This is a genomic window from Leucobacter exalbidus (assembly GCF_017834145.1).
GTDB classification, from domain to species: Bacteria; Actinomycetota; Actinomycetes; order Actinomycetales; family Microbacteriaceae; genus Leucobacter; species Leucobacter exalbidus.
The window spans coordinates 2,604,625-2,627,404 of the sequence record NZ_JAFIDA010000001.1; the positions used below are offsets into that span (position 1 = coordinate 2,604,625).

A 22,780-nucleotide genomic window follows, 5' to 3' on the forward strand; every position below is an offset into this window, starting at 1 on the left:
GCTAGGGTGCACCCTTCAAATGTGCATCAGCAGCCAGTCTGGGCGGCTGTTTGGACCTTTGGGCGTTTAGTTGCTGAGCTGTCTGGGGGCCTCAGCGCATTACCGCACGTATTTCCGCGGATTCTCGCGGCAGAACGCCCCATCGAAGTTGAATGTCGGGGGTCCCTGAGACAATGTTTACATGAAGTTCTCACTGCTGGAACCACCGACGGAGTTGCTCGCTGCACTCGATAACGTCGTGTCAGGAATCCAGGCAGTGCGTGCGCAAATCAGTTCCCTGCAAGCAGCCGAAGCACTTCTCCTGCAGGCGGGGTCAACGATTGCGGAGGGGATCGCGCAGTGCATTCCCCACGGGGTGCAGTCGGGTCGTTCGCTCGCGAAGAGCCAAGCGATGGCTTACCGCATGGTCCACACCGATATCGGGGCCGCGGTACACGAATCGGATCGTACGGTGGCCGCGAAAATGGAACGCGCGACTGACCTCATCACTGACTACCCGGGAACATATCGGGCGTTGGCCGCGGGCCGGGTATCTGAAGGGCACGTGCGCGCGATCGTGGATGCGGGCGTCATTATTACCGACGCGAAGCGGCGCGAGAAGTATGAGCGGGAAGCATTGCAGTTGGCGGAGGCGGAGACGGTGGGGCGGGTGCGCCCGCTCGTGAAGGAACTTGCCGAGCGGTGTGCCGAAGTGACCATCGATGAACGTCACGAGCGTGCGTGTGCGGGCCGCAACGTGATGGTGATTGACCGGGAAGACGGGATGGCTGATCTGATCGCCCATCTCCCCGCAGCCCTCGCGCATGGCATCAAGGACAAGGTTGATCAGCTTTCCCACCACATCATCGCGAACCGTAATACCGAAACCTTCGGCGATAAAGCAGGTAAGGGCGGTGCTGGGGGAGAAGCCGCGGCATCCGAAGACGGTGCGAGCGACTCTGGCGAAACCAGATCTCCCGAGATCGTGGATACCCGCACGACGGATCAGGTGCGTGCTGATCTGTTGTGTGACATGTTGTTGACGAGTGATCCTATGAAGACGATGACGACGGGTACCCCGATGGGTGGTATCACGGCGCGGGTGCAGGTGATCGTGCCGATCACCCGACTCACGGGAACCACCACCGGAACTACCACAGGAACCGGAACCGCGACCGGGACCGAAGATACGGCGGGAAGCGGCAGGGGCCACCCGGCTTCGCTTGCCGGTTACGGCCCCATCGATACTGATACCGCGAAAGACCTGGCCTGCGCGACCAGCAGCTGGGAACAAGTGAAGGTGGATGCCGAAACGGGCACCATCATCACCGTGGATACCTACCGGCCCTCGGCAGAGCTACGAAGGTTTCTGGGGGCGAGAGACCAGCACTGCAGATTCTTTGGGTGTCGCATGCCGCTACGAAAATGCGACATCGACCACACCATTGACGCGGCCCTGGGCGGGGCAACGAGCAGTGACAATTTGGGCCACATCTGTCGCCGACACCACACCCTCAAACACGCCACTCCCTGGGAAGTGATCCAAGACAAGAATGGTGTGTATACGTGGACGAGTCCCACCGGGCGGAAATATGAAGACATACCCGAGAGCGCGGTGAGATTCAGACCAGATCCCCCGGGTGAGGGGACGGATGGGCCCGAAACCCCGGACGGGTCGCCCCCTGATCAACCACCTGGAGCAGAGCAACCACTCTCAACAGAAGCAACTGAAACAACAGGCGTGACTGAGCGGCCCCGGGCAGAGCGGGTCTCAGCGGAATCGGTGTGGGGGCCGGGCTGGGACAAGCCTTTCGTGCCACGCACCTCGGCAAAGCGGGCGGCGAGTGACTCTACCGAGAGTGACTCCACTGAGAATCGCTCCACCCAGGGCGACTCCATCAAGAATCGCTCTACCGAGAACGACCGCACCGATTCCCCATCAGATTGGTGCGATGACGAACCCTTCTAGGGGTAGGTGGATTGGCGGGGTGGGAGCCTAAGGAAAAGCGCAAGCTGTAGCGGATGCAATGACGGGTTCGCTGAGGCCTGCGGCAATTGCTGCTGAGCACCTGCAAGTGAAGGCTCTTGACCTGAACCCGCTGCTGACGGTGTGACCTCTCGACTTATGTCGGCGCTGGCGTGCGCCACTGCTGTTGGGGTTGGGGTTGGGGTTGGGGTTGGCCTGGATATCGGTGCTGACGTTGGGGTCGGTGCTGGCTTGGACGGAATCACTGACGCTGACGCTGATGTCAGTGCTTGTCTTGTCTCAAAGCAGCTGCTCTTGCGCTTGTTCCTGCTTGGGTTTCAGGCTGCACTAGTCGAGTGTGGGCTGGGTGATGCTCGTGATCCGATCGTCTGCGCACCGCGCGTCGTTTGCCATGCGTCCATTCTTTGAATGATAATGATTCTCATTATGGTTAATTGGTTACGCAATGCGGCGACAGCCGAACACCGAGCCCCGGCGCTCGAAGAAACACCGCAGCGCGCAGTGGTTTCCCTGCGTGAGATCTGTGTGCAGACAGCAGACGGGCGCACCCTGCTGTCAATCGACGCGCTCGACGTCTGCGCCGGTGACCGGATCGTCGTGACGGGCACCTCTGGGAGCGGCAAATCACTGCTGCTCAGTGTGCTCACCGGTCGACTGCCCGCAGGGCTTAGGCTTGCAGGCGAGCGTCGTAGCGTGGTGACGCGCATCGGCTTCGTGCCCCAGCGGGGATCAGAAGCCCTGCATCCGCTCACCAAGCTCGGGCGGCAGCTGCGGGCCGTTACGCGCACTTCAGCGCAGGCGGTCGCGGCCGCGCTCGAAAGCGTGGGACTGGGTGACCCCGCCTTCGCCGGCCGCCGCCCCGCGGAGCTTTCGGGTGGGCAGGCACAGCGCGCGGCCGTGGCCCTCGCGATGCTCAGCGATGCCCCATTGGTGCTCGCCGACGAACCCACGAGCGCCCTCGACAACGAGACGCGCGAGGGGGTGGTGCAGCTGCTCGCCGATGCGTTCGCGGGCGACCGCACCCTCATCGTGACCACGCACGACGCAGTCGTCGTGCGTGCACTCGCGACCCGGCACATCGTTGTGCGCGACGGTGCTCTCACCGAACTGCCCGTCACCCACACCCCGGCGCTCGCCCTGTGAACGGGGCAATGGGGCAGACCCCCGCAGGACGGGCCCGACCTGTGGCGCTGAGCCTCGCAGGGGTTACCGCTTCACACCGCACGGGGTCGCTCGCCCGCGTCGCGCTTGCCCCCACGACTCTCGAGGTGCACCGCGGCGAAACTGTGGCGGTGATCGGCCGCTCGGGCGCCGGCAAATCAACCCTCGCCGATATTGTGCTGGGGCTTCGCGCGCCCTCAAACGGCCAGGTTGAGGTGCTGGGCGAAGCCTGGAACAGCGCCTCCCGCTCCCCGCAGCGTGCCCTCCGTCACCTCGTGCAGGGTGTGCCCCAAGACCCGGCCACCGCGTTCGTACCGCGCTGGAGCATTCGCCAGAACATTGCCCGCGCCGTGCGGCAGCTCACTCGGGACACCAACGCCGAACCCCGCATTAGGCGCGCGGCCGATCTTGCCCAGCTTGACGCCGATCTGCTTGACCGCAGGCCCGCCGAGATATCGGGCGGGCAGGCCCAACGGGCGGCCATCGCACGGGCGCTGGCCGTTGATCCGGCGGTATTGGTGGCCGACGAGCCCACCAGCGCGCTCGACCCAGCCACCGCCCAGGCTGTTTCGGCCGCGCTGCTCGAGGTCGCCGCCGACGCGCATATCGCGCTGCTGCTCGTCACCCACGACCTTGCGTTGGCGGGCCGCTGCCACCGCACGATCACCATTTCTGCACCGACTCACTGACCCGTCCGCGAAAGGACACCGATGTTTGCTTTGAACCGTTTCTCGCTGCGCACTTCGCGGCCCCAGTCCCAGGCCCAGAACCAACGACCGCAGCAGCAACCGCAACAATCCCGTCGCCGAAGCCTGCTGCTGCGCGCTCCTCTGGCCAGTATCGCGATTCCGGCGGCCGTCGTGCTCTCACTCACGGGGTGCTTTGCGCAGCCCGCGGCCACTGGCGACGATGACGAGCGCATCTCGATCGCGATGCTGCAGCCGCCGCGCTCGGCGATGAACCCGCTCAGCGACGACGCGTTTAAGCTCGCGCGCTGGGCCACCGCCGAAACCCTCATCGTCATCGACGACGCGGGGGAGGCCCTGCCCGCGCTCGCCACAAAATGGGAGCGCATTTCAGACACCAGCTGGCAGTTCACCGTTCGCGAGGGAGTGCAGTTTCACAACGGCGGCGCCCTCAGTGCCGACACCGTGGTCAATTCGCTGCAGCGCGCGATAGATGCCACCCCGCTGCCCCGCATTCTCGACGGGGTCGACATGACCGTGCGGGCCGAGGGTGACACCGTGATCATCGACACCGCCGCCCCCGATCCGCTGCTGCCGCACCGACTCTCGAGCCCGCAGCTCGCCATCCTCGATGCCGAAGCGTACTCGAAGACCGGGGTCAACCCGATCGGCACCGGATCAGGCCCCTTCGAACTCGTCGATGTTGACGGCGTCGTGGGCGCCACCCTCGACCGCTTTCCCGAGTACTGGGGCGAGTCGGCTGAGGCTACGGGGATCGATGTGAAGTTCGTGCCCGACGGCACTGCCCGGGCGGCCGCGCTGCGCACCGGCACCGCCGACATTGTCGAGGCGATTCCCGCAGGCCAAGCAGCCGAGATCGATGCCTCGCTGATCACCGAGGTGCCGATGCCCCGCACCAACACCCTGTACCTCAACACCGAAGCCGGGCCGTTCGCCGACCCAGCGGTGCGGGCCGCCGCACGCGAGGCCATCGACCGGGCCGCGATCGTTGAATCGGTGTATGAGGGGCGCGCCGACGTCGCCGAAGGGCTGCTCGGCCCGGCGCTGCCGTGGGCCGCCGACTACCGCTCCGAGCCTGAATTACAAGAACTGCTCGCCGCCCGCCCGCAGGCCGCGAAGGTCGACGGCGTGAAAATCTCGCTGGGCACCTTTACCGACCGGGCCGAGCTGCCCGAAGTAGCGGTGATGCTTGAGCAACAGCTTGAGGCCGCAGGCTTTGAGGTGCAGCAAGACGTGCGCGAATACCAGTTCATCGAGGCCGACGCGCTCGAGGGCAAGTTCGACGCCTTCATTCTGTCGCGCGCCACCGTGCTCGATTCGGGTGACCCCGTCGCCTACCTCGCCTCAGACTTCACCTGCGAGGGCGGGTTCTCGATCGCGCAGCTGTGTGAGCAGCCCGTCGACCAGGCCATTCAATCCGCGTCAGAAGCCGAAGCTGGTCCGACCCGGCAGCTCGCCACGATGCGCGCCGAGACCGAAGTCTTGGCAACCGATGCGGTGATTCCGCTGCTGCACGAGCGCGTGATTCAGGGCGAGTCTGAGCGAATCGAGAACGCGGCCCGCGACCCGCGCGAGCGCCTGCTCGTCACACCCGACACTCACCGCACCGCAAAGTAGGCGACCCCGCTCATGCGACACAACCGCACCCTCGGGGTGGCCTCCCGCCTCATCAGCGTGGTCGCCCTGCTGCTGGTGGCCGGCGCGCTGCCCTGGCTGTCACAGCGCGACCCCGCGGCCTCGGTGCTGCGGGCCAGATACGCCGAGCTCGAACCCACCGCGCAGGCGCTCGCCTCGGTGCGCGCCGAGCTGGGTCTCGACGCCGGGCCCGTGGCCATGAGCGTGAACTGGTGGCTGGGGGTGCTGCGCGGCGACCTCGGTCACTCGTGGGTGAGCGGCGGCGAGATCGGCGCGGGCGTGTGGCACGCGCTCGCCGTGTCGGCCACGCTCACCGGGTTCGCCCTCTTGGTTGCGGCGTTGGTGGCAGCGGCGCTGGTTGCCCCGGCCGCGCTACGCATTCTGCGCGACGCACCCCAACGCGGATCAGGCGCCGCCGGCGTTGCTCTTACCGCGCTGCCCGAGTTTCTGCTCGCAAGCGCACTGCTGGTGGTGATCGCGGTGCAACTGCGGTGGCTGCCACCGTATGGCTGGACGGGCCTCGAGACCGCGATTTTGCCCGCGCTCGCCCTCGGCATTCCCGGTGGCGGGCTGCTGGGACGGTTGCTGGTCGACGCGATTGGGGGCGTGGCCGAGGCCCCCTGGGTGCGGGTGTGGCGACTCGCTGGCGCCCCCGCCCACGTGGTGCTCGGCGGCGTGCTGCGCCGTGCCGCCGCCGCGGTCATCGACCAGGTAGGGCTCGTGTTGATTGGCATGCTGGGCGGGGCGGTGGCCGTCGAGCAGGTGTTCGCGATCCCGGGGCTCGGGCGCTACCTGCTGGGCGCCGCGAACGCGCAAGATTTGCCGGCGCTGCAGGCCGGCGTGCTGCTGATGGCGCTGGCGGCAACGGCCGTGGGCGTGGGCTCGGGCATTGCCCGGCGTGCGCTGCTGGGCGGGCCGCTCGCGCCCGGCGCGATTCCTGCCCCACCCGAGCCGCGTGGTGACGGCCGGGTCGCGCGCTACGCTGCGATCACTGCGCTGGCCGGGCTCGCACTGATTTTGGTGTGCGGGCTGCCGCGCGACCCCTACGCGCTCGCCCATGACCGCCTGGCCCTGCCCAGCGCGAGCCTGCCATTCGGCGCCGACGCGAGCGGCCGCGATCTGCTTGCGCGGGTGGCCCACGGCACCGTATCGACGCTCGGGCCGGCACTCGCGATTGTGCTCGTGGCCACGCTCGTGGGGGTGGTGCTCGCGCTGCTGGGGGAGGCCGCGCGCGGCCCCGCCGAGATTGCGAATGCCACGCCCCCGATTCTCGCGGGCGTGATCATCGCCGCCCTGCTCGGCCCCTCGGTCGGCGGAGCCGCGCTCGCCGTGCTGTGGGTCACCTGGCCGCCGCTGACCGCGCACGCCGCGGCGCTGATCGACGAAGCCACGGCGACGCCCTATGTCAGGTGGCTGCCGCTGACCGGGGTGTCTCGGGCCGAAATTTGGGGCCGGCACGTGCTGCCCGCGGTCGCCCCCGCGCTGCTGCGCCACGGCATGCTGCGCCTGCCCGGCGTCGCCCTCGCCCTCGCGGCCCTCGGATTCTTGGGCCTCGGGGCGCAACCCCCGCTGCCCGATTGGGGGCTGCTGTTGGCCGAGGGCATCGACTATGTCGAGCGCGCTCCCTGGAGCACCGCGGCTCCGGCCGCCGCGCTGATCCTCACCTCGGTGTGCGCGGTGGCGATCGCGGGGCTGCGCGCCCTCGGGCGCTGGCGGGCACGGGGCGATGCTCGATCCGGATCACAGCCTGCCTCATCCCAGCAGGTGTCTGCCGCCGCCCATCAGGCGCAGCGCGTAGTCTTGGCGTATGAGTCGTCGCCCCAAGAACCCGCAGTCCAACAAGTCCAAGCCCAAAGGTGAGGAGCCCTCGCCCGCAGCGAAGCGCAAGCAGATGTTTTTGGCGATCGGGATGGGCCTGGCCGTGGGCCTCGTGCTGAGCCTGATCACTCAGTTTTGGCTCTGGCTTCCTGCCGGGTTGGCGATGGGCTTGGCGACCGGCGCGATCATGAGGCCACCGGCCGAGTAAGCGGCGCAATCAAAGGGGGAGCCGGGCCGGGCGGGCCCGGTCGATGCAGCGCGGCACAAAATGTCAACTGCATTGACATTCACGTTTACATCTGGCGTTCGATGTGTCATGATCGTGAGTGGACATCGAAGACGAGGACTCCATGAAACCCACCATTTTTGAAACACACCGCCCCGCAGCGAAGATCGTTGAAGACTCACTCTCAGACACGAAGCTGGGCTGCTTCTGGGTCGAAGATGTGGCAGATTCTGCCGCACGCTACCCCGTGCTTGCCCAAGACGCACGCGTCGATGACGTCGTCGTGGGCGGTGGCTACGCGGGCCTGTGGACCGCGATCAAGCTGAAGACCGAGCACCCCGAGCGCCGCGTCATGCTGCTTGAGGCCGTGCAAATCGGCTGGGCCGCATCGGGCCGCAACGGTGGCTTCTGCGAGGCCAGCATCACCCACGGTGAGCCCAACGCCGAATCGCGGTGGCCCAACGAAACCGGCGTGCTCAGCCGACTCGGCTACGAAAACCTCGACGCCATGGAGCGGTTCTTCGCCGAGCACGAGCTCGACGTCGATTTTGAGCGCACCGGTCAGCTCGCCGTTGCCAACGCCCCCCACCAGGTAGATTGGCTGGGCGAGAGCGACGACCCCACCGTTGAAGTGCTGAACGCTGAAGAGGTGCAGGGCCGCATCAACTCGCCCACCTTCTTGGGCGGCGAATTTGCACCCCGCGAAAACGCTAACCTGCACCCCGCGAAGCTGGCCGCCGAACTCGCGCGTCACGCCGCGAAGATCGGCGTCGAGATTCACGAGGGCACCCCCGTGAAGAACCTCGAAGGATCGACCGATACCCCCATGCGGCTCACCACCGACGGCGGCATCGTCACCGCCGAGCGCGTGGCACTGTGCACGAACGTGTTTCCGTCGCTGCTCAAGCGCTACCGGTTCCACACCGTACCGGTGTACGACTACGTGCTGATGACCGAGCCACTCACCGACGAACAGCTCGCCTCCATCGGCTGGGACGGCCGCGAAGGCCTCGCCGATATGGCGAACCAGTTTCACTACTCGCGTCTCACCGCCGATAACCGCATTCTGTGGGGCGGCTACGACGCGGTCTACTTCTCGGGCGGCAAAATCAAGCGCCAGTACGAAGACCGCATCGAAACGCACCGCAAACTGGCGAGCCACTTCTTCACCACCTTCCCGCAGCTCGCGGGCGTGAAGTTCAGCCACCGCTGGGCCGGCGTCATCGACACTTCCACCCGCTTCTGCGCCTTCTTCGGCCAGGCATACGGGGGACGCGTGCAGTACGTTGCCGGGTTCACCGGCCTGGGCGTGGGCTCCACCCACTTCGCCGCAGACGTGCTCGTCGACCGGTTCGAGGGGCGCATCACCGAGCGCACCGAGCTTGAGATGGTGAGGCAGGTGCCACTGCCCTTCCCGCCCGAGCCCGCAGCCTCGATCGGCATCAACGCCACGAGGTGGGCCCTCGACCGCGCCGACCACAATGACGGCAAGCGCAACGTCCTGTTGAAAACGCTTGACGCCCTCGGCCTGGGCTTCGACTCGTGAGCGCCGCACAGCCTGAGTCAGGCGAGCTGCTGCCCGAGGGGCAGAACCTGGCCATCAGCGCGCTGACCGCGCCCGTTGCACTCGAAGCAATCGCCGAGGACGACATCGTCTCGGGCGAACCCCAGCAGGGGTTCACCGAGCTCGGCTCCATCGCGGGCGCCGAGGTGGGCATCTGGGAGCTGCGCTCAGGCGTGGTGACCGACACCGAGGTCGATGAGCTGTTCATCGTGCTCTCGGGTGAGGCCACGATTGAAATTCTGTCGGGCGACGACGCTGGCCGCGAGGTCACCGTGCGCACGGGCGACACGATGCGGCTCGTGGGTGGCACCCGCACGAAGTGGACCGTGGGCGACCACATTCGCAAGGTGTATATCGCAGCAGAATAACCCAAATCGATCACCCGTTCTCGCGTATACCGAGCGATCAGCGGGTGATCGGTAGGATTATGACGTGGAAGAGCGCAGAAGCGATACCAACCCCACCGAGAGCGCGGAGCAAGAGCTCCCTCTGGGTGTGAGAATTGCTGCTGCCTGGTCGTGGCGTTTGATCATGATTGCCCTCGCTTTGGCGGGGGTGCTGTGGCTCATCGTGCAGGTGCGAATCATTGTGATTCCCGTGCTTGTGGCCATTTTGCTCACCGCGTTGCTGTCACCCGTGGTGCGGTGGTTTGAGAAGCACGGCGCACCCAAATGGTTTGGTGTGCTCGTCGCCATGGCCTCATTCGTGGCCGCGGTGTGGGTGCTGATCACCCTGATCGTGACGCAAATGCGCAACGGGCTGCAAGACCTGAGCACGCGCTCGACCGAGGTCTGGCAAGACATGCTGACCTGGGTTGAGCACAACTCGTTTGGTATTTCGGCCGATCAGATTGATTCGTTTGGCACCCAGCTCATGAAGACGATCGAGGGCCACCAGTCTGAGATCTGGAACGGTGCCCTGGGGGTTGCGACCTCTGCGACGCAGTTCGTCACCGGCCTGCTGCTCACTATTTTCTCGCTGATCTTTATGCTGATCGACGGCAAGCGTATTTGGTACTGGGTGCTTGGCTTCTTGCCGGCGAACGCCCACGCCCCCGTCGATGCCGCCGGCAGCGCCGGTTGGGTGTCGACCGGCCAGTACGTACGCGTGCAGATCTTCGTCGCGTTCGTTGATGCCGTTGGCATCGGCGTGGGCGCGGCGCTGCTCGGGGTGCCGATGCCGATTCCGATCGCCATTCTCGTGTTCTTGGGATCGTTCATTCCGTTTCTCGGTGCGATCTCGACGGGCCTGCTCGCCGCCTTCGTGGCGCTCGTTTACAACGGCCCGGTCAACGCCCTCATCATGCTGGGCGTGGTGATTCTCGTCAACCAAATCGAGGGCCACGTGCTGCAGCCGCTCGTCATGGGCAGCGCGGTGCGCGTGCACCCCCTGGGTGTCGTGCTCGCCGTATCAACGGGTGCACTGCTCGCCGGTATCCCCGGTGCCCTGTTCGCCGTGCCCGTCGCGGCCTCGGCCAACGCAGTGGTGAACACGCTCGTGAAACGAGAATGGGTGCCCGGGATCGACCCGGTCGCAGAGTATCACCGACGCGAAAATACGCGCTCTACCGCTAAAAAACGCGCACGTTCATTCGCACGATTTACCCGCAAGGAAGGACACTGATGGCCGAGGTTTACACCGCACCCACACTGGCCGAGTTCGAACGAGCCCTTGAGGTGGTGCACCGTGTGACGCGGCGTACGCCCCTCGAGTCTTCTCGTTTTCTCGCCGAAAGCCTGGGGGTATCGCGCGTCTACATGAAGTGCGAGAACCTGCAGCGCACCGGTGCGTACAAGCTGCGTGGCGCATTCAACCGCCTGAACCAGCTCACCGAAGAAGAGCGGGCCCGCGGCGTTGTCGCCGCGTCTGCCGGCAACCACGCCCAGGGCGTGGCCTACGCGGCGCGCGAGCTCGGCATCAAGGCGACCATTTTCATGCCGCTCGGTGTCGCGCTGCCCAAGCTGCAGGCCACGAAGGGCTACGGCGCTGACGTGCAGCTCGTTGGCGCAAGCTTTGACGAGACCAACCAGGCCGCACAGACATTCGTCGCCGAAACTGGTGCGGTGTTTATTCCGCCGTTCGACGACGACGCAGTCATCGCAGGCCAGGGCACGGTCGCCCTTGAGATGCTCGCGGTCGCCCCCGAGATCGAAACGTTCGTGGTGCCCATCGGTGGCGGCGGGCTTATCGCCGGTGTCGCTGCAGCGGCCAAGCAATGGGCTGCTGCCAACGGCCGCACCATCAGGGTCATCGGCGTGCAGGCCGAGAACGCCGCGCCCTACCCCGCGTCGCTCGCGGCTGGCGAACCGATCACGATTCAGACCAAGTCGACGATCGCCGACGGTATCGCGGTCGCCCGCCCGGGTGTGCGCAACTTCGACGTCGTGAACAAGTACGTCGACCAGGTTGTCACCGTCAGCGATGACGACATCGCACGCGCCATCGTGATGCTGCTCGAGCGTGCCAAGCTGGTGGTCGAACCCGCTGGTGCGGCCGGTGTCGCGGCGATTCTCGCGGGCAAGGTTTCGGCCACCGGCGTCACCGCCACGGTGCTCTCTGGCGGCAACATTGACCCGCTGCTGCTGCAGCGCGTGATTGGTCACGGCCTCGCGGCGTCTGCGCGCTACACCAAGCTGCGCATCCTGCTGCCCGACAAGCCCGGTCAGCTGGTGCGCACCGCCACCATCGTCGCCGAGAACAACGCGAACGTGGTGGAGGTCATTCACACCCGCCACGCGACTGAGCTGCCCGTCAGCGAGGTGGAGCTCGAGCTGCACGTTGAGACCCGCAGTCTCGAGCACGGTGAGCAGGTGGCGCAGGCACTGCGCGACGCGGGCTACGTGGTGCGTGTGGGCGAGCGCTACTAGCGCAGCGTTACTGGCCTCGAGCTGCATAGATTACAAAGCGCCGCGGTGCGCTGACCGGTATTGGTCAGTGCACCGCGGCGCTGTGTTGTGCGGGCCTATGTGCAGAGCGAACGGGGCTGCCGAGCGGGCGGAGCTGCCGCTGCGCTACGCCTCGGGGAAGATCTGCCCCACAGCTTCACGCTTCTCGGCCTGGAACCCGTCTTCGGCGCGGCCGAGGGCCCAGTATGCCGACAGCGAGAGCGCTCGGCGTTCGATTCCCCAGCCATTGTGCAGCAGTAGGCGCAGCTGCTTCATCGCGTCACGCTCACCGTGTGCGAACACCTCGGGGTGCACCTCAGGCTGCGGCAGCTCGCGCGCGGCCGCCACGAGCACGGTGCCGTGCACCGCGGGTGCGGCGGGTTCCGTGCCTGCTTCTGGTTGTACAGGAGCGCGGTGCAGCCAGCGCACCTCGACCCCCGCGGGAGCCTCGAGCTGCAGCTCATCGCCGGCGTCACCCACCTCGATGAGTACGAGCCCGGTGGCAGCCGCAGGCAGCGCCTCGAGCGCCGCGGCAATGGCGGGGATCGCCGATTCATCGCCGAGGTACAGCCGGGGGAGCGTTGCGTCGGCCGACGGCAGAAACTGCCCGCCGGGGCCCGACAGCGTCACCACATCGCCGGGCTGCGCGGTCGCCGCCCATGGCCCAGCGATGCCATCGCTGCCGTGCACCACAAAGTCGAGGGCCATGGTGCCGGCGGCCTCGTCGATCGACCGCACCGTGTACGTGCGGTTGACGGGCAGATCAGCCAACGGAAGCTGCTCGCGCAACACCTCGAGATCGTAGGGATGCTGCAGCCCCAGCTCGGGCTTCGCAAACAAGAGCTTCACGTACTTGTCGGTGCGCGCCACGCGTTCGGGATCGGCCGCGCTAAGAAACGCTGCGAAGCCCTCTCCGCCCAAATGCACGCGCACGAGGTGCGGGCTCAACTGCTCGGTGCGCACCACGGTGAGGGCGCGCGGAACCCCGCCTCGGCGACGAGGCGGAACAATGTTTTGCGTCATGACTTCACCGTAGCCGGTATAGGTGCAAGCTCGCCGGTGCCCGGCGTAAAGTTACGCCCGGCACCGAAAGCCGCACCCGATGCCGCCTAATGGCGTCGCGTGGCGAGGGTAGTAGGGCCGCTGCCGACGTGATTACTCGGGCTGCTGTGCCGATCGCACGAGCACGAACTCTTCGCCTGCGGTATCGGTGAGAATCAGCTCGTGGTCAGAGGTGACCTCGGCGTGAATAGCGCCCCAGATCGCGGTCGGAATATTGACGTTGTTGCACGCAATCAGGGTCATGGGGCCGGGTTCACCGCCCATGAAGGTGCCCTTCGTATCGACCTCCCAGGTGCTTGACGCACCGTTGCAGCCGTCTGAGGCCTTCCACGTGTCGTCATCAGAGAACACGACGAACGCTTCTTGGTTGGCTGGCTTGGGTGCCTGCCAGCGCCCCAGAATGGCCATATCGATGGGCTGCGCTGAGCCCTCGTTCTCGGGCCCCGAGCCATCGGCCAGTGTGTTTTCATCGTGCGCGTCTTCGGCCGGAGTCTCTTCCGTGCCGGTGCTCGACGCGCTCGGCGGCCCAAACACTGGCGCAGTGAGTGCGTGCGCGGTGAGCACCAGGCCGAAAGCGAGTACGCCTGAACAGGCTATTCCCAAAGCAAACTTCAACGTTGACATTGCGACTCCCGAATCTGTGACGTGTGGTCGTGAGATCGAGTGTAACGGTGAACCACCTCGCATATCGGGGTGATTCGGGGTGGAACGCGGGTGATATCCCCGGGCATTGACGCGCTGGGTGCGCAGGGGTGGCGGGGGTGCGGCCGGGTATACCCGCGGTGCAGCCAGTAACTATTGCGCTGAACGCTCGAGCACGAACGTGAGGCCGATGTCGTCGAACAACAGCAGCGAGGGGCCTGCAGCCACTTCAACGCGGGTGGCACCCCTGAGCGCCCGGGGGATGAGCGCGTTATAACAAGCGATGAGGGTGGTCGGGGTTTCGACTCCGCCGTCGAACGCACCCTGCGGGCCAACCTCCCACGTGCTCGCCGCTTTGTTGCATCCGTCTGAAGCCTGCCACGTGCCGTCGGCATAAAACTCGACGTAGGCCTCTTGGTTCGCAGGCTCGGGTGCTTTCCACCGACCAATGAGCTCCCGGCTGAGCGGATTCGTGGTGTGCTCCTGCCCGCTTCCGCCTGCGCCGCCCGGCCCAAACGCCGGCAGCGTGAGCGCGTGGGCGGTGAACACGAGCCCAAAGGCCAGCACTCCCGCGCACAGCATTCCCAGCGCATGTTTCATCGTTGACATGAAAGCTCCCCAGCTGTGACGTGTGTCGTGCAACCGAGTGTAAACGTCAGGGCAGCGGCGCGGCTAGGGCAATAGAGCGGTTAGGGGAGCGGTGCGGCTCTGGCAAAGGCCTGGCTAGAACCGCGAGAAACCGCCTGAAACGTTACTTCAGCGCGTCGGGTGCTTCAGCGCCCGGCGCGGGCGTGAGCCGCTGCTCAAGCACATCGGTGAGTTCGGCGATGCGTAGGCTATCGCGGCGCAGCTCGTCGATTTCGTGCTCCAGCGCGGTGACGCGATCGCGTTCATGCTGCAGTTCATCTGCGATGCCTGAAACGCTGGGGCTGAAGAGACGCCGCAGCCGTGACTTGATGCGGTGGCGGGCGGGGCTGGTCATGGGGAGCCTCTCTGGGAGCGGTGAATACGGGGCGGTCGGCTGCGCGAGCGACACCGTGGTGCCGGTGGCTTCGCGGCTGCCGCCGAGCGATCTGAAGGTGAGCGCGAGCCCAAACCGTTGGGCTTCTGTTTCGAGCTGTGCGCGGCTGAGATGCCACCCGGTCGGATCCTCAAAGGTGACATCAACAGCGTGTTTCTCGTGAAACGTGAACCGCGCTGAGCCGCCGGTGGCCAGCGCCATGCGGGCCAGCCGCCACACCTGCTCGCGACCCAAATGCCCGAGCTGTTCGAGCAGGTGATTCGCAACGAGGTCGAAAGCGCCGACGACGCCCACATCATGCGGCAACGCGAGGGCGGTCACGCGATACAGATTGGCATGGGCGTATTCGGGCGGCGTATGATGATCCGGATCATGCTGCTCACCCCAGTTCGAAGCTTGGGCGAGCGCAATTTCGCAGAAATCGGCGCCGATCACGCGGCGCGAGGGGCGCTGCGCCGCGAACGCGCGCGTGAGGGTGCCCGCGCCCGATCCCAGCTCGATCAGCGTGGGGGCGTGTGCGTCGCCGGTCTCCAGCCACCAGCGCCCCGCAGCCCATTCGGCCTCGCGCGCCTCGGCCAGCGGGTCGCCCGAGAAATGCTCGTCCCAAAACTCGCGGTGCAGGTTGAACGCACCAAACCAGTTGTTGAAGCGCCGCCGCGTGGCATCGGGGGTGACGAGCTGGTAGCCCGGAATGGGGGTGCGCCAGTTCTTGTCGTAGTTGATGGTGAGCCAGTGCTCGGTGTCGGCGGGGGCCGGAAAATCGGTGTCGTTGATGCGCACCGTGCCAAAGGGCAGCATCTGGTCGACCCGGGTCGCATCGCGCACGTGAAACGGTTGATTAACGCAGCCGTCTGCCGTGAAGAACGCGGTGAACACGTCAATATAGTGCTGAAGCGCACCCGCCTCATCGCGGAACATCAGCTGCAGGTGAGCCGCGCTGTGGCGCCGCACCTCGTAGCCCGCGGCCGCGATGGCGTGACCGAGGCGGAATGCCTCAGCGGCCACCTCAACGGGGTCGGTGTGCGTCGACAGATACGCGATATCGGCGTCGTCATCGTGGGGCAGCAGCGACTGCGAACGCACCGCCCCCAACAGTGTGCCGCCCACCACGAACGGGCGCAGCCCGCGCGCGGCGAGGAAATCGACGAGCTCGGCGGCGCGCTGCACAATGCGAGTTTGCACCTCGTCGCCCATGACCTCGAGGGCGACTCCGAGCCGCCCCCATTTATTGATCACGAGCGTGGCGCCCGACGCGTCGATCACGCGGGTGCGCTGCGGAGCCTTCGTGAACTGTGTTTCGGCGCCCGCGAGCTCTGCGCCAGAGGCCGAATCGGTGAGGCTGACGCGGGCAGAGCCCACGAGGTACGGCAACAGCGCGGCGGGCCACTCGACCTCGCCCCCCGGTACCGGCTGCGATGTCGAAGCGCCGTTCGCCCGTTCGCGCACGTCGATGGACCACACGCGGGCGTCGTCAAAGTACACGTCAACAGACGCGGTGCCGGCGGGCAGTTCGGGGAGCGTAAGCGCGGTGAGAGAAGCAGTCAGATGCATAAGTTTTGGGACCTTTGGCAGGAAGCCCCTAGTCTACCGGTGACCGCTAAGGGAGGGAGCAACTAAGCTAGTGCTCATGGATCTTCTCGTAGTCGGATCAGGTTTCTTTGGACTCACCATTGCCGAGCGCGCAGCCGCCGCAGGCAAGAAGGTGGTTGTAATCGATCGACGCTCACATATCGGCGGTAACGCATACTCGCAGGCGGAGCCCGAAACGGGCATCGAAGTGCACACGTATGGCGCCCACCTCTTCCACACCTCAAACGAGACCGTGTGGGAGTACGTGAACCGCTTCACCAGCTTCACCGGTTACGTGCACAAGGTGTACTCGAACTTCAAGGGCGAGGTGTACCCGCTGCCCATCAACCTGGGCACGATCAACCAGTTCTTCCGCGCCTCACACGGCCCCGACGCCGCACGCGCGCTGATCGCCGAGCAGGCCGAAGAGTTCGACACGAAGGAAGCAAAGAACCTCGAGGAGAAGGGCATCTCGCTGATCGGGCGCCCCCTCTACGAAGCGTTCATTCGCGACTACACGTCGAAGCAGTGGCAGACGCCCACCACCGAGCTGCCCGCCGAGATCATCTCGCGCCTGCCCGTGCGCTACACCTACGACAACCGCTACTTCAGCGACAAGTACGAGGGCCTGCCCGTTGACGGCTACACCGCGTGGATCGAGAAGATGGCCGACCACCCCAACATTGAGGTGCGCCTGAACACCGACTTCTTCGACGAGTCGCAGCCGCTCAACAAGAAGGACGTCGTCGGCAAGGTGCCCGTCGTCTACACCGGCCCCGTCGACCGCTACTTCGACTACGCCGAGGGCGAGCTGGGCTGGCGCACCCTCGACTTCGAGCAGGAAGTACTGCCCACGGGTGACTTCCAGGGCACGAGCGTGATGAACTACGCGGGCGCCGATGTGCCGTACACGCGCATCCACGAGTTTCGTCACTTCCACCCCGAGCGCGACTACCCGACCGACAAGACGGTCATCATGCGCGAGTTCTCGCGCTTCGCGACCCGCGAAGACGAGCCGTACTACCCGGTAAACACGCCTGAAGACCGCGAGCGCCTGCTGAAGTACCGCGCGCTCACCGATGGTGAAACCGGCGTGTACTTCGGTGGCCGCCTCGGCACCTACCAGTACCTCGATATGCACATGGCCATCGGTTCGGCGCTGTCGATGTACAACAACAAGCTCGAGGGCACGCTCTAACCAAGCGCTGATCACGCGGCGCCCAGGCGCTGACCACGCCGCGCCCAGGTGCTGCGGTGCGGCGCGTGATCGCCGCCCCACGAATTACGGCCTCCCCGACGGTGCCAGCTGCTGAGTTTTTTCAGTCAGCACATGGTCGGGGAGGCTTTATGCTGTCAGCGGGCGCAAACAAACTGTCACGTGTTGCGCTTTACGGTCTACGCTGAGGGACACTGAAGCGTGTGGCGAACCTGGGGGAGGATGTCTGTGCGTTACCTATCACGAGCCGTCGCTGGGGGTGTGCTCGCGGTTGCGCTGGTGCTGAGCGGATCGCCGGCACAAGCCTTTCAACTGAACGATGCGCGCCTCGATGCGGGGCTTCGAACACCGGCCACGGCCGAGGCACTGTCAGATGCGGTGCCGGGTGACGCGGGTGTCACCGAGGCAGAGGCCGACGGGAACGGCACGTCTGCAGCAGGGGAAGGACCTGCTGCTGGGGACTCGGCGGGCGGGGACTCGACGGGCGGGGACTCTGCTGGCGGCGATTCTGCTGCTGACGCTGACGCTGACGCTGACGCTGATGCCGGATCCGGGCCAAGCGCCGACGCCGGGTCTGAGGCGCAAGCTGATGCTGGGGCTGGTGTTGAACCTGACGCCGATTCTGATGCGGGCTCTGAGGCAGGCGCCGACGCGGTTGACGACTCAGCCGGATCCGGTGCTGACGCTGAAACAGCTGCGTCGGCGAACGAAGGTGCAGAGACGCCAGCTGACGAAACATCAGCTGCCGACACTCCTGATCGCAAGACCGTCAAGAAGCAGGCGAGGCAGACGAATCCTGCGGCAGGTTCCGTGACGGTGCCCGAGCAGCTCGCCGTCGACGGCAACATCATCATCGTTCCCGATGAACACGGCGCCATCAGTCTCGAAGACTTGACCGCGGGGCACGTTCCCGAGGTCAGCGCGGGCGCCGTGTTGGTGGCGACGAGCGACCTTGGAACACTGCCGGTCGATGTAGCTGCTGTGCAGGGCGACATCGTGCCGGGGGGCAAATTTAGTGGCGTTGTCACGCTGAGTGATGAGGCGATCGAAGCGACCGAAGAGCTGTGGGAAGCGAGCGATCACCAAAGCGGTGATGAGCCGAGCGCGGCCGAGGTGGCTGAGCTTGCGGTCGCAGCTGCAGCAGATGTGGGGCAGCCCCTCGTGGCAGACGGAACGGTCACCCCCACCGCCGCGAGCGAGGCGTACACCTCGAGCCTGGCGAACTCTGACGCGGTCACCAACGCGGCGGTGTCGCGCAGCCACCCCGTCGACATCGTGAACTTTGGGGGCACCGCGCGTACGCAGGCCACGCAGGCCGAAATGACAAAAATCGTGACCGATACCTCGGCGTTCTGGAAATCACAGACCAACGGTCAGATCAGCGCGATGCCGGTGGCCAGCTACCGCGCAGCCACCACGAAACTCAATCTGTGCATGGACCCGACGAGAGACGCGCGGCTGTGGGATGAAGCGGCAAAGAAGGCCGGGTTCAGCGACATGAACCGCTACGTGGGGTCGGGCCGTCACCTCGTCGTGTTCGTGAATGCGAACTGTGACAGCACCGTCGGCTGGGGCAACATTGGCACCCTGCACAGCGGCGGCGTCACCTGGATCAACCTGGGTGCGAGGCCCGCAGGGGTGGCCGTGAGCGACATGACGCACACCACCGCGCACGAGATCGGCCACAACCTGGGGCTCGGTCACGGTGACGCACGCTCGTGTGCATCACCGCACTCGGCGGGCCCGACCTCGGGCGTGAACGGGTACCCCACAGGCGGCCGCGGTTGCCAAGACTTTGGGTATCTCGATCTGTGGAACGTGATGGGAATGTACCTGCAAACGTACGGTACGAAGCCCCCGGCCCTCGCGATGAGTCAGAAGCGGCTGCTGGGTGTGACGAACTCCACCATGCTGAAAGAGGTCACCTCATCGGGTGGCCTGAGTCAAACCTTCACGCTCTCAGGCGCGGGGCTCAACAGCGGCCTGCGTGGCCTGCGGGTGCAGACTCCATCGCCCGGTGGCACGATCTTTGTGGAGTACCGCAACGGGCTCGGGCAGGATTCGGGGCTTGCGATGCTGGGGCGCGGTGAAGTCATGTTCAACCGCGGCACCAACCAGCAGGTGAGCGTGGGCACCGGCGTGAAAGTCATGCAGGGATATGCGGGCGTGGGCAGACGCAGTGTCGCGGCCAACACCTGGTCAGGCGGCAGCAGGCACCTCACCATGAACCAGGGTGCGACGCACAAAACGTATGGCGACACCGCACGCGTGTACGTGTCGGCGGCTGCATCGAATGCGACCGCCAGCACCGCCTCGGTGCGCGTGATGTACAAGGGGTTCAAACCCGGTGGGAAGACCGTGTCAATCGCGGTAGAAAAGGGTGGCTCGGCGCTCGCTGGTAAAAAGCTGCAGGCCAAACTTTCGGGTCGGTGGGCTGTGTCATACGGCGGGATCCCGACGAGTATCAAGCTGAGCTACCGGTGGTACCGCGACGGCAAAGCGATCTCGGGCGCCACGGGCAAGTCGTACCGCACCAAGGCTTCAGACACCGGTAAACGAATCACGGTGCGGGTGAAGCCGTCGGCGGCTGGGTATGTGACCGGCGCGGGGTCGCTGTCGAGCGCGAAGAAGATCGCGAAGACGCCCTATTACGACGTCGCCTGGGGGCACAAGTATTACAAGGAAACCGCGTGGGTGAAGTCTCGCGGCATCACCGCCACGATCACGTCGGGCGGCAAATCCTACTTCAAACCCACTGGCGGCCTGACGCGCTCGGCGATGGCCGTGTTCATGTACAACCTGAACACTCCGAAGGGAGCGACGAAACCCAGGGGGTTCAAGGTACCCAAGAAGTCACCGTTTAAGGACGTGTCGACGAAGCACAAGTATTACAAGCAGATCGCGTGGATGTCGACCTCGGGAATCTACACGGGCACCAAAACATCGACGGGGCATACATTCTCGCCCGGCGCCACTGTGACGAGGGCGCTGATGGCCAACGTCACTTACCGCATGGACAAAAAGGTGGCGTCGAAGACGAGTTTCAAGGCCCCCGCGAAGTCGCCGTTCAGAGACGTGTCGACGAAACACAAGAACTACAAGCAGATCGCGTGGATGTATAAAACGAACCTGCACCGTGGGGTCGCGCTCGCAACGGGCAGGTCGAAGTATCAGCCGACCAAGAAGGTGACGCGGCAAGAGTTTGCCCGCGTGCTGTACCGGTATACACACTAGCCACGCACGCACGCATGCACAACGCACAAAGCACAACCGCGGCGCCCTCAGATGAGGAAGCCGCGGTTGTGCGTTATGGTGTGCGAGGTGAGATCGCGCTCGATTGCCTAGCGGCCCTCGAAGGTCTTCTTCCACTCTTCGACCGAGGTGATCTGGGGGAGTGCCGCGCGGTACTCGGCGGCCAGACGATCCCAGTTCTTTTCGATGCGGCGGCTGAGCGCGCGTGATTCGCGCAGCAGGCGACGGAACTTGACGCGGTCGTGGCGGTACCACATCTTGCCGCTGCCGTCGGCGGCGCCGACAATCACGCTGGAGTGGTGCGGAATCTGCCACCACGCGGCGTCGCGCTTCGCGTACTCAAGCTCGGGCGCCCGCATCTCGGCCTCAGCGCTCGCACGGCGCCAGTGCTTGGGCACCATGCGCAGCGTGAACAAGGCGAGCCTCAGTCCCTTGGGAGACTCGAGCGACTCTTCGAGCGAGGGCAGTGCGCGACCACCGATGGCGACCGGCGTGTGCTCATCGTGCGGCTTGTACACGCGGGTCTCGGGGTAGTCAGCGGCGCGGGCACGTGCCGCTGGCATATCCTTCGAGATCGACTTGTGTAGCTCGTGCGGGCCGCGCAACACCGAGCGCATGCCCTCGACGGCGAGCTCGGTCGCGTAGTACTGCATGTTCAGCAGCTTCTTAATGTCTTGTCGGCCGCTGTTTTGGATCAGCTTGCCGCCGTGCGGGCGGTCAGAGTGCAAGAGACCAGCGACGATGCGGTTGCGGGTGTGGAAGAACGCCTGCCAGTCTTGTGAGTCGTCCTTATCAAGCCACGACACGTGCCACAGTGCCACACCGGGCATCGAGACCGTGCGGTAGCCGGCGGCGCGGGCGCGCAGGCCATACTCGGCGTCATCCCACTTGATGAACACGGGCAGCGACAGGCCGATCTCGGCGATGATCTTCTTCGGGATCATGCACATCCACCAGCCGTTGTAATCGGCATCGAGGCGGGCGTGCATCCACTTCGTCTGGCGCAGGTTCTGCTTGCGGAAGTCGTGGCGGTGCTGCTCCTCAAACGAAGGGCCCCACATGAACGGCTCGGGGCGTACGACCTCGGCCCAGGCATGCACCACGGGCTTATCGAGAAGGTCGAACATGTGCCCGCCAACGATCACGGGTTCGCTGTTGAAGCGGCCAAACTGGAGGCCGCGCAGTGCGCTCTCGGTCTCAAATTCGACGTCGTCATCGAGTAGCATCAAGAAATCTGAGTCTTCGCGCTCAAGCGTTTCGGCCATCGACCGCGAGAAACCGCCTGAGCCGCCCAGGTTGCCCTGTTCGATGAGCTGCAGCTTCTCGCCCAAGTGCGCGGCCACCTCGGTGAAGCCCGCCTGGTCGCGCACCTTCTGCGTGCCCTGGTCGACCAAGAAAATGCGGTCGATGCCTTCGAGCAGCGCCGGGTCAGCGGCCACGTTCTCGAGCGTTGAGACGCAGTAGTCGGGCTTATTGTAGGTGGTCATGCCGAGGCTGAGCTTGCCGGTCTGCACCGGGGTCGCGTCGGTGGTCCACGCACCGCTTTCGAGCACGAGATCATCGGTGCTGGCGATCAGGTCGAACCAGTACCAGCCACCGTCGCTAAACATGCTGAGGGGCAGATCGAAGACGTGCTCGGCGCTGCCTGAGACCTCGCGGGAGTCGACGCGCTGCTGCACGCCGCTCGCGTTCGAGCGGTACACAATGACGGTGCCGGGGCCCTGGGTGCGCAGCGTCAGGCGCACCGCGTTAACGACGGTCCAGCGCTGCCAGTAGGCGGCAGGAAACGCGTTGAAATAGCTGGCGAAAGACACGCGCTGGCCGGCACGAACCCGGCTGCTCGAACGCGACAGGACATTGTCGATGTGCGCGTTCTGACTCAGGCGTACCTGCTTGTCGCCGATCTTGGACCAGACCTCGGCGTCTGCGTACAGCGGCAGCACATCGGGATCCTTGTTGATCGGAAATACAACGTTTTGCAGGGTGGTCGGCATATAGCGCGCGCCTCTCTAGCGGCTGACAAGGGCAATTTGGCTATTCTACTGGCGTGCCGCCG

17 protein-coding genes are annotated in these 22,780 nt (G+C 65.4%); 12 read left to right on the forward strand and 5 right to left on the reverse strand.

Annotation, left to right across the window (positions count from 1 at the left end; genetic code table 11):
- Positions 1-181: 181 nt before the first annotated feature.
- The 10 genes from JOF28_RS11775 (at position 182) to ilvA (ending at position 11,944) form a co-directional block, all read left to right on the forward strand.
- Positions 182-1,948: an HNH endonuclease signature motif containing protein gene (locus JOF28_RS11775; RefSeq protein ID WP_209705917.1), complete on the forward strand. Its 1,767-nt coding sequence runs from the start codon at positions 182-184 to the stop codon at positions 1,946-1,948.
- Positions 1,949-2,392: 444 nt separating this feature from the next.
- The gene (locus JOF28_RS11780) at positions 2,393-3,109 is read left to right on the forward strand and encodes an ATP-binding cassette domain-containing protein (protein WP_209705918.1); all 717 of its coding nucleotides are present in this window, start codon (positions 2,393-2,395) and stop codon (positions 3,107-3,109) included.
- 8 nt (positions 3,110-3,117) lie between these two features.
- Positions 3,118-3,816 (forward strand): ATP-binding cassette domain-containing protein, encoded by a 699-nt coding sequence (locus JOF28_RS11785; RefSeq protein WP_209705919.1) that lies wholly within the window; start codon positions 3,118-3,120, stop codon positions 3,814-3,816.
- 21 nt (positions 3,817-3,837) lie between these two features.
- Positions 3,838-5,451, forward strand: a complete 1,614-nt coding sequence (locus tag JOF28_RS11790) for an ABC transporter substrate-binding protein (protein WP_209705920.1) — start codon at positions 3,838-3,840, stop codon at positions 5,449-5,451.
- A gap of 12 nt (positions 5,452-5,463) precedes the next feature.
- Positions 5,464-7,329: an ABC transporter permease subunit gene (locus tag JOF28_RS11795; RefSeq protein WP_209705921.1), complete on the forward strand. Its 1,866-nt coding sequence runs from the start codon at positions 5,464-5,466 to the stop codon at positions 7,327-7,329.
- The gene (locus tag JOF28_RS11800; protein WP_209705922.1) at positions 7,277-7,495 is read left to right on the forward strand and encodes an HPP family protein; all 219 of its coding nucleotides are present in this window, start codon (positions 7,277-7,279) and stop codon (positions 7,493-7,495) included. The genes JOF28_RS11795 and JOF28_RS11800 overlap by 53 nt, the downstream gene beginning before the upstream one ends.
- Positions 7,496-7,637: 142 nt before the next feature.
- Complete coding sequence (locus JOF28_RS11805; RefSeq protein ID WP_209705923.1) at positions 7,638-9,059, forward strand: NAD(P)/FAD-dependent oxidoreductase; 1,422 nt, start codon at positions 7,638-7,640, stop codon at positions 9,057-9,059.
- Entirely contained in the window at positions 9,056-9,445 is a 390-nt protein-coding gene (locus tag JOF28_RS11810; protein ID WP_342452166.1) for a cupin domain-containing protein, read from the forward strand. The genes JOF28_RS11805 and JOF28_RS11810 overlap by 4 nt, the downstream gene beginning before the upstream one ends.
- A gap of 64 nt (positions 9,446-9,509) precedes the next feature.
- A complete protein-coding gene (locus tag JOF28_RS11815) occupies positions 9,510-10,700 on the forward strand; it encodes an AI-2E family transporter (RefSeq protein WP_209705924.1) in 1,191 nt (396 codons plus the stop codon).
- Complete coding sequence (gene ilvA, locus JOF28_RS11820; RefSeq protein WP_209705925.1) at positions 10,700-11,944, forward strand: threonine ammonia-lyase; 1,245 nt, start codon at positions 10,700-10,702, stop codon at positions 11,942-11,944. The genes JOF28_RS11815 and ilvA overlap by 1 nt, the downstream gene beginning before the upstream one ends.
- Before the next feature lie 144 nt (positions 11,945-12,088).
- Here the strand turns inward: ilvA and JOF28_RS11825 are convergent, their stop codons facing one another.
- The 4 genes from JOF28_RS11825 to JOF28_RS11840 form a co-directional block, all read right to left on the reverse strand.
- Positions 12,089-12,985: a siderophore-interacting protein gene (locus tag JOF28_RS11825; RefSeq protein WP_209705926.1), complete on the reverse strand. Its 897-nt coding sequence runs from the start codon at positions 12,983-12,985 to the stop codon at positions 12,089-12,091.
- A gap of 132 nt (positions 12,986-13,117) precedes the next feature.
- Positions 13,118-13,648 (reverse strand): hypothetical protein, encoded by a 531-nt coding sequence (locus JOF28_RS11830; RefSeq protein WP_209705927.1) that lies wholly within the window; start codon positions 13,646-13,648, stop codon positions 13,118-13,120.
- Positions 13,649-13,819: 171 nt separating this feature from the next.
- Positions 13,820-14,275: a hypothetical protein gene (locus JOF28_RS11835; RefSeq protein ID WP_209705928.1), complete on the reverse strand. Its 456-nt coding sequence runs from the start codon at positions 14,273-14,275 to the stop codon at positions 13,820-13,822.
- Positions 14,276-14,417: 142 nt separating this feature from the next.
- Positions 14,418-16,238: a class I SAM-dependent methyltransferase gene (locus tag JOF28_RS11840; RefSeq protein WP_209705929.1), complete on the reverse strand. Its 1,821-nt coding sequence runs from the start codon at positions 16,236-16,238 to the stop codon at positions 14,418-14,420.
- A gap of 76 nt (positions 16,239-16,314) precedes the next feature.
- Here JOF28_RS11840 and glf point away from each other — a divergent pair, with 76 nt between their 5' ends.
- Together glf and JOF28_RS14725 are read left to right on the forward strand one after the other, a co-directional pair.
- Positions 16,315-17,454 carry a UDP-galactopyranose mutase gene (glf, locus tag JOF28_RS11845; protein ID WP_209705930.1) on the forward strand — a complete coding sequence of 380 codons (1,140 nt, stop codon included), beginning with the start codon at positions 16,315-16,317 and terminating at the stop codon, positions 17,452-17,454.
- 246 nt (positions 17,455-17,700) lie between these two features.
- Entirely contained in the window at positions 17,701-20,706 is a 3,006-nt protein-coding gene (locus tag JOF28_RS14725) for an S-layer homology domain-containing protein (protein WP_209705931.1), read from the forward strand.
- Positions 20,707-20,813: 107 nt separating this feature from the next.
- On the opposite strand, the gene JOF28_RS11855 is transcribed toward JOF28_RS14725, so the two are convergent.
- Complete coding sequence (locus JOF28_RS11855; RefSeq protein WP_209705932.1) at positions 20,814-22,718, reverse strand: glycosyltransferase; 1,905 nt, start codon at positions 22,716-22,718, stop codon at positions 20,814-20,816.
- Between the last annotated feature and the right edge of the window lie 62 nt (positions 22,719-22,780).

Bases quoted from the DNA above. Each gene is read 5' to 3' on its own strand.
- JOF28_RS11775 (WP_209705917.1), top strand. From the start codon at position 182: ATGAAGTTCTCACTGCTGGAACCACCGACGGAGTTGCTCGCTGCACTC.
- JOF28_RS11780 (WP_209705918.1), top strand. From the start codon at position 2,393: ATGGTTAATTGGTTACGCAATGCGGCGACAGCCGAACACCGAGCCCCG.
- JOF28_RS11785 (WP_209705919.1), top strand. From the start codon at position 3,118: ATGGGGCAGACCCCCGCAGGACGGGCCCGACCTGTGGCGCTGAGCCTC.
- JOF28_RS11790 (WP_209705920.1), top strand. From the start codon at position 3,838: ATGTTTGCTTTGAACCGTTTCTCGCTGCGCACTTCGCGGCCCCAGTCC.
- JOF28_RS11795 (WP_209705921.1), top strand. From the start codon at position 5,464: ATGCGACACAACCGCACCCTCGGGGTGGCCTCCCGCCTCATCAGCGTG.
- JOF28_RS11800 (WP_209705922.1), top strand. From the start codon at position 7,277: ATGAGTCGTCGCCCCAAGAACCCGCAGTCCAACAAGTCCAAGCCCAAA.
- JOF28_RS11805 (WP_209705923.1), top strand. From the start codon at position 7,638: ATGAAACCCACCATTTTTGAAACACACCGCCCCGCAGCGAAGATCGTT.
- ilvA (WP_209705925.1), top strand. From the start codon at position 10,700: ATGGCCGAGGTTTACACCGCACCCACACTGGCCGAGTTCGAACGAGCC.
- JOF28_RS11825 (WP_209705926.1), bottom strand. From the start codon at position 12,985: ATGACGCAAAACATTGTTCCGCCTCGTCGCCGAGGCGGGGTTCCGCGC.
- JOF28_RS11830 (WP_209705927.1), bottom strand. From the start codon at position 13,648: ATGTCAACGTTGAAGTTTGCTTTGGGAATAGCCTGTTCAGGCGTACTC.
- JOF28_RS11835 (WP_209705928.1), bottom strand. From the start codon at position 14,275: ATGTCAACGATGAAACATGCGCTGGGAATGCTGTGCGCGGGAGTGCTG.
- JOF28_RS11840 (WP_209705929.1), bottom strand. From the start codon at position 16,238: ATGCATCTGACTGCTTCTCTCACCGCGCTTACGCTCCCCGAACTGCCC.
- glf (WP_209705930.1), top strand. From the start codon at position 16,315: ATGGATCTTCTCGTAGTCGGATCAGGTTTCTTTGGACTCACCATTGCC.
- JOF28_RS11855 (WP_209705932.1), bottom strand. From the start codon at position 22,718: ATGCCGACCACCCTGCAAAACGTTGTATTTCCGATCAACAAGGATCCC.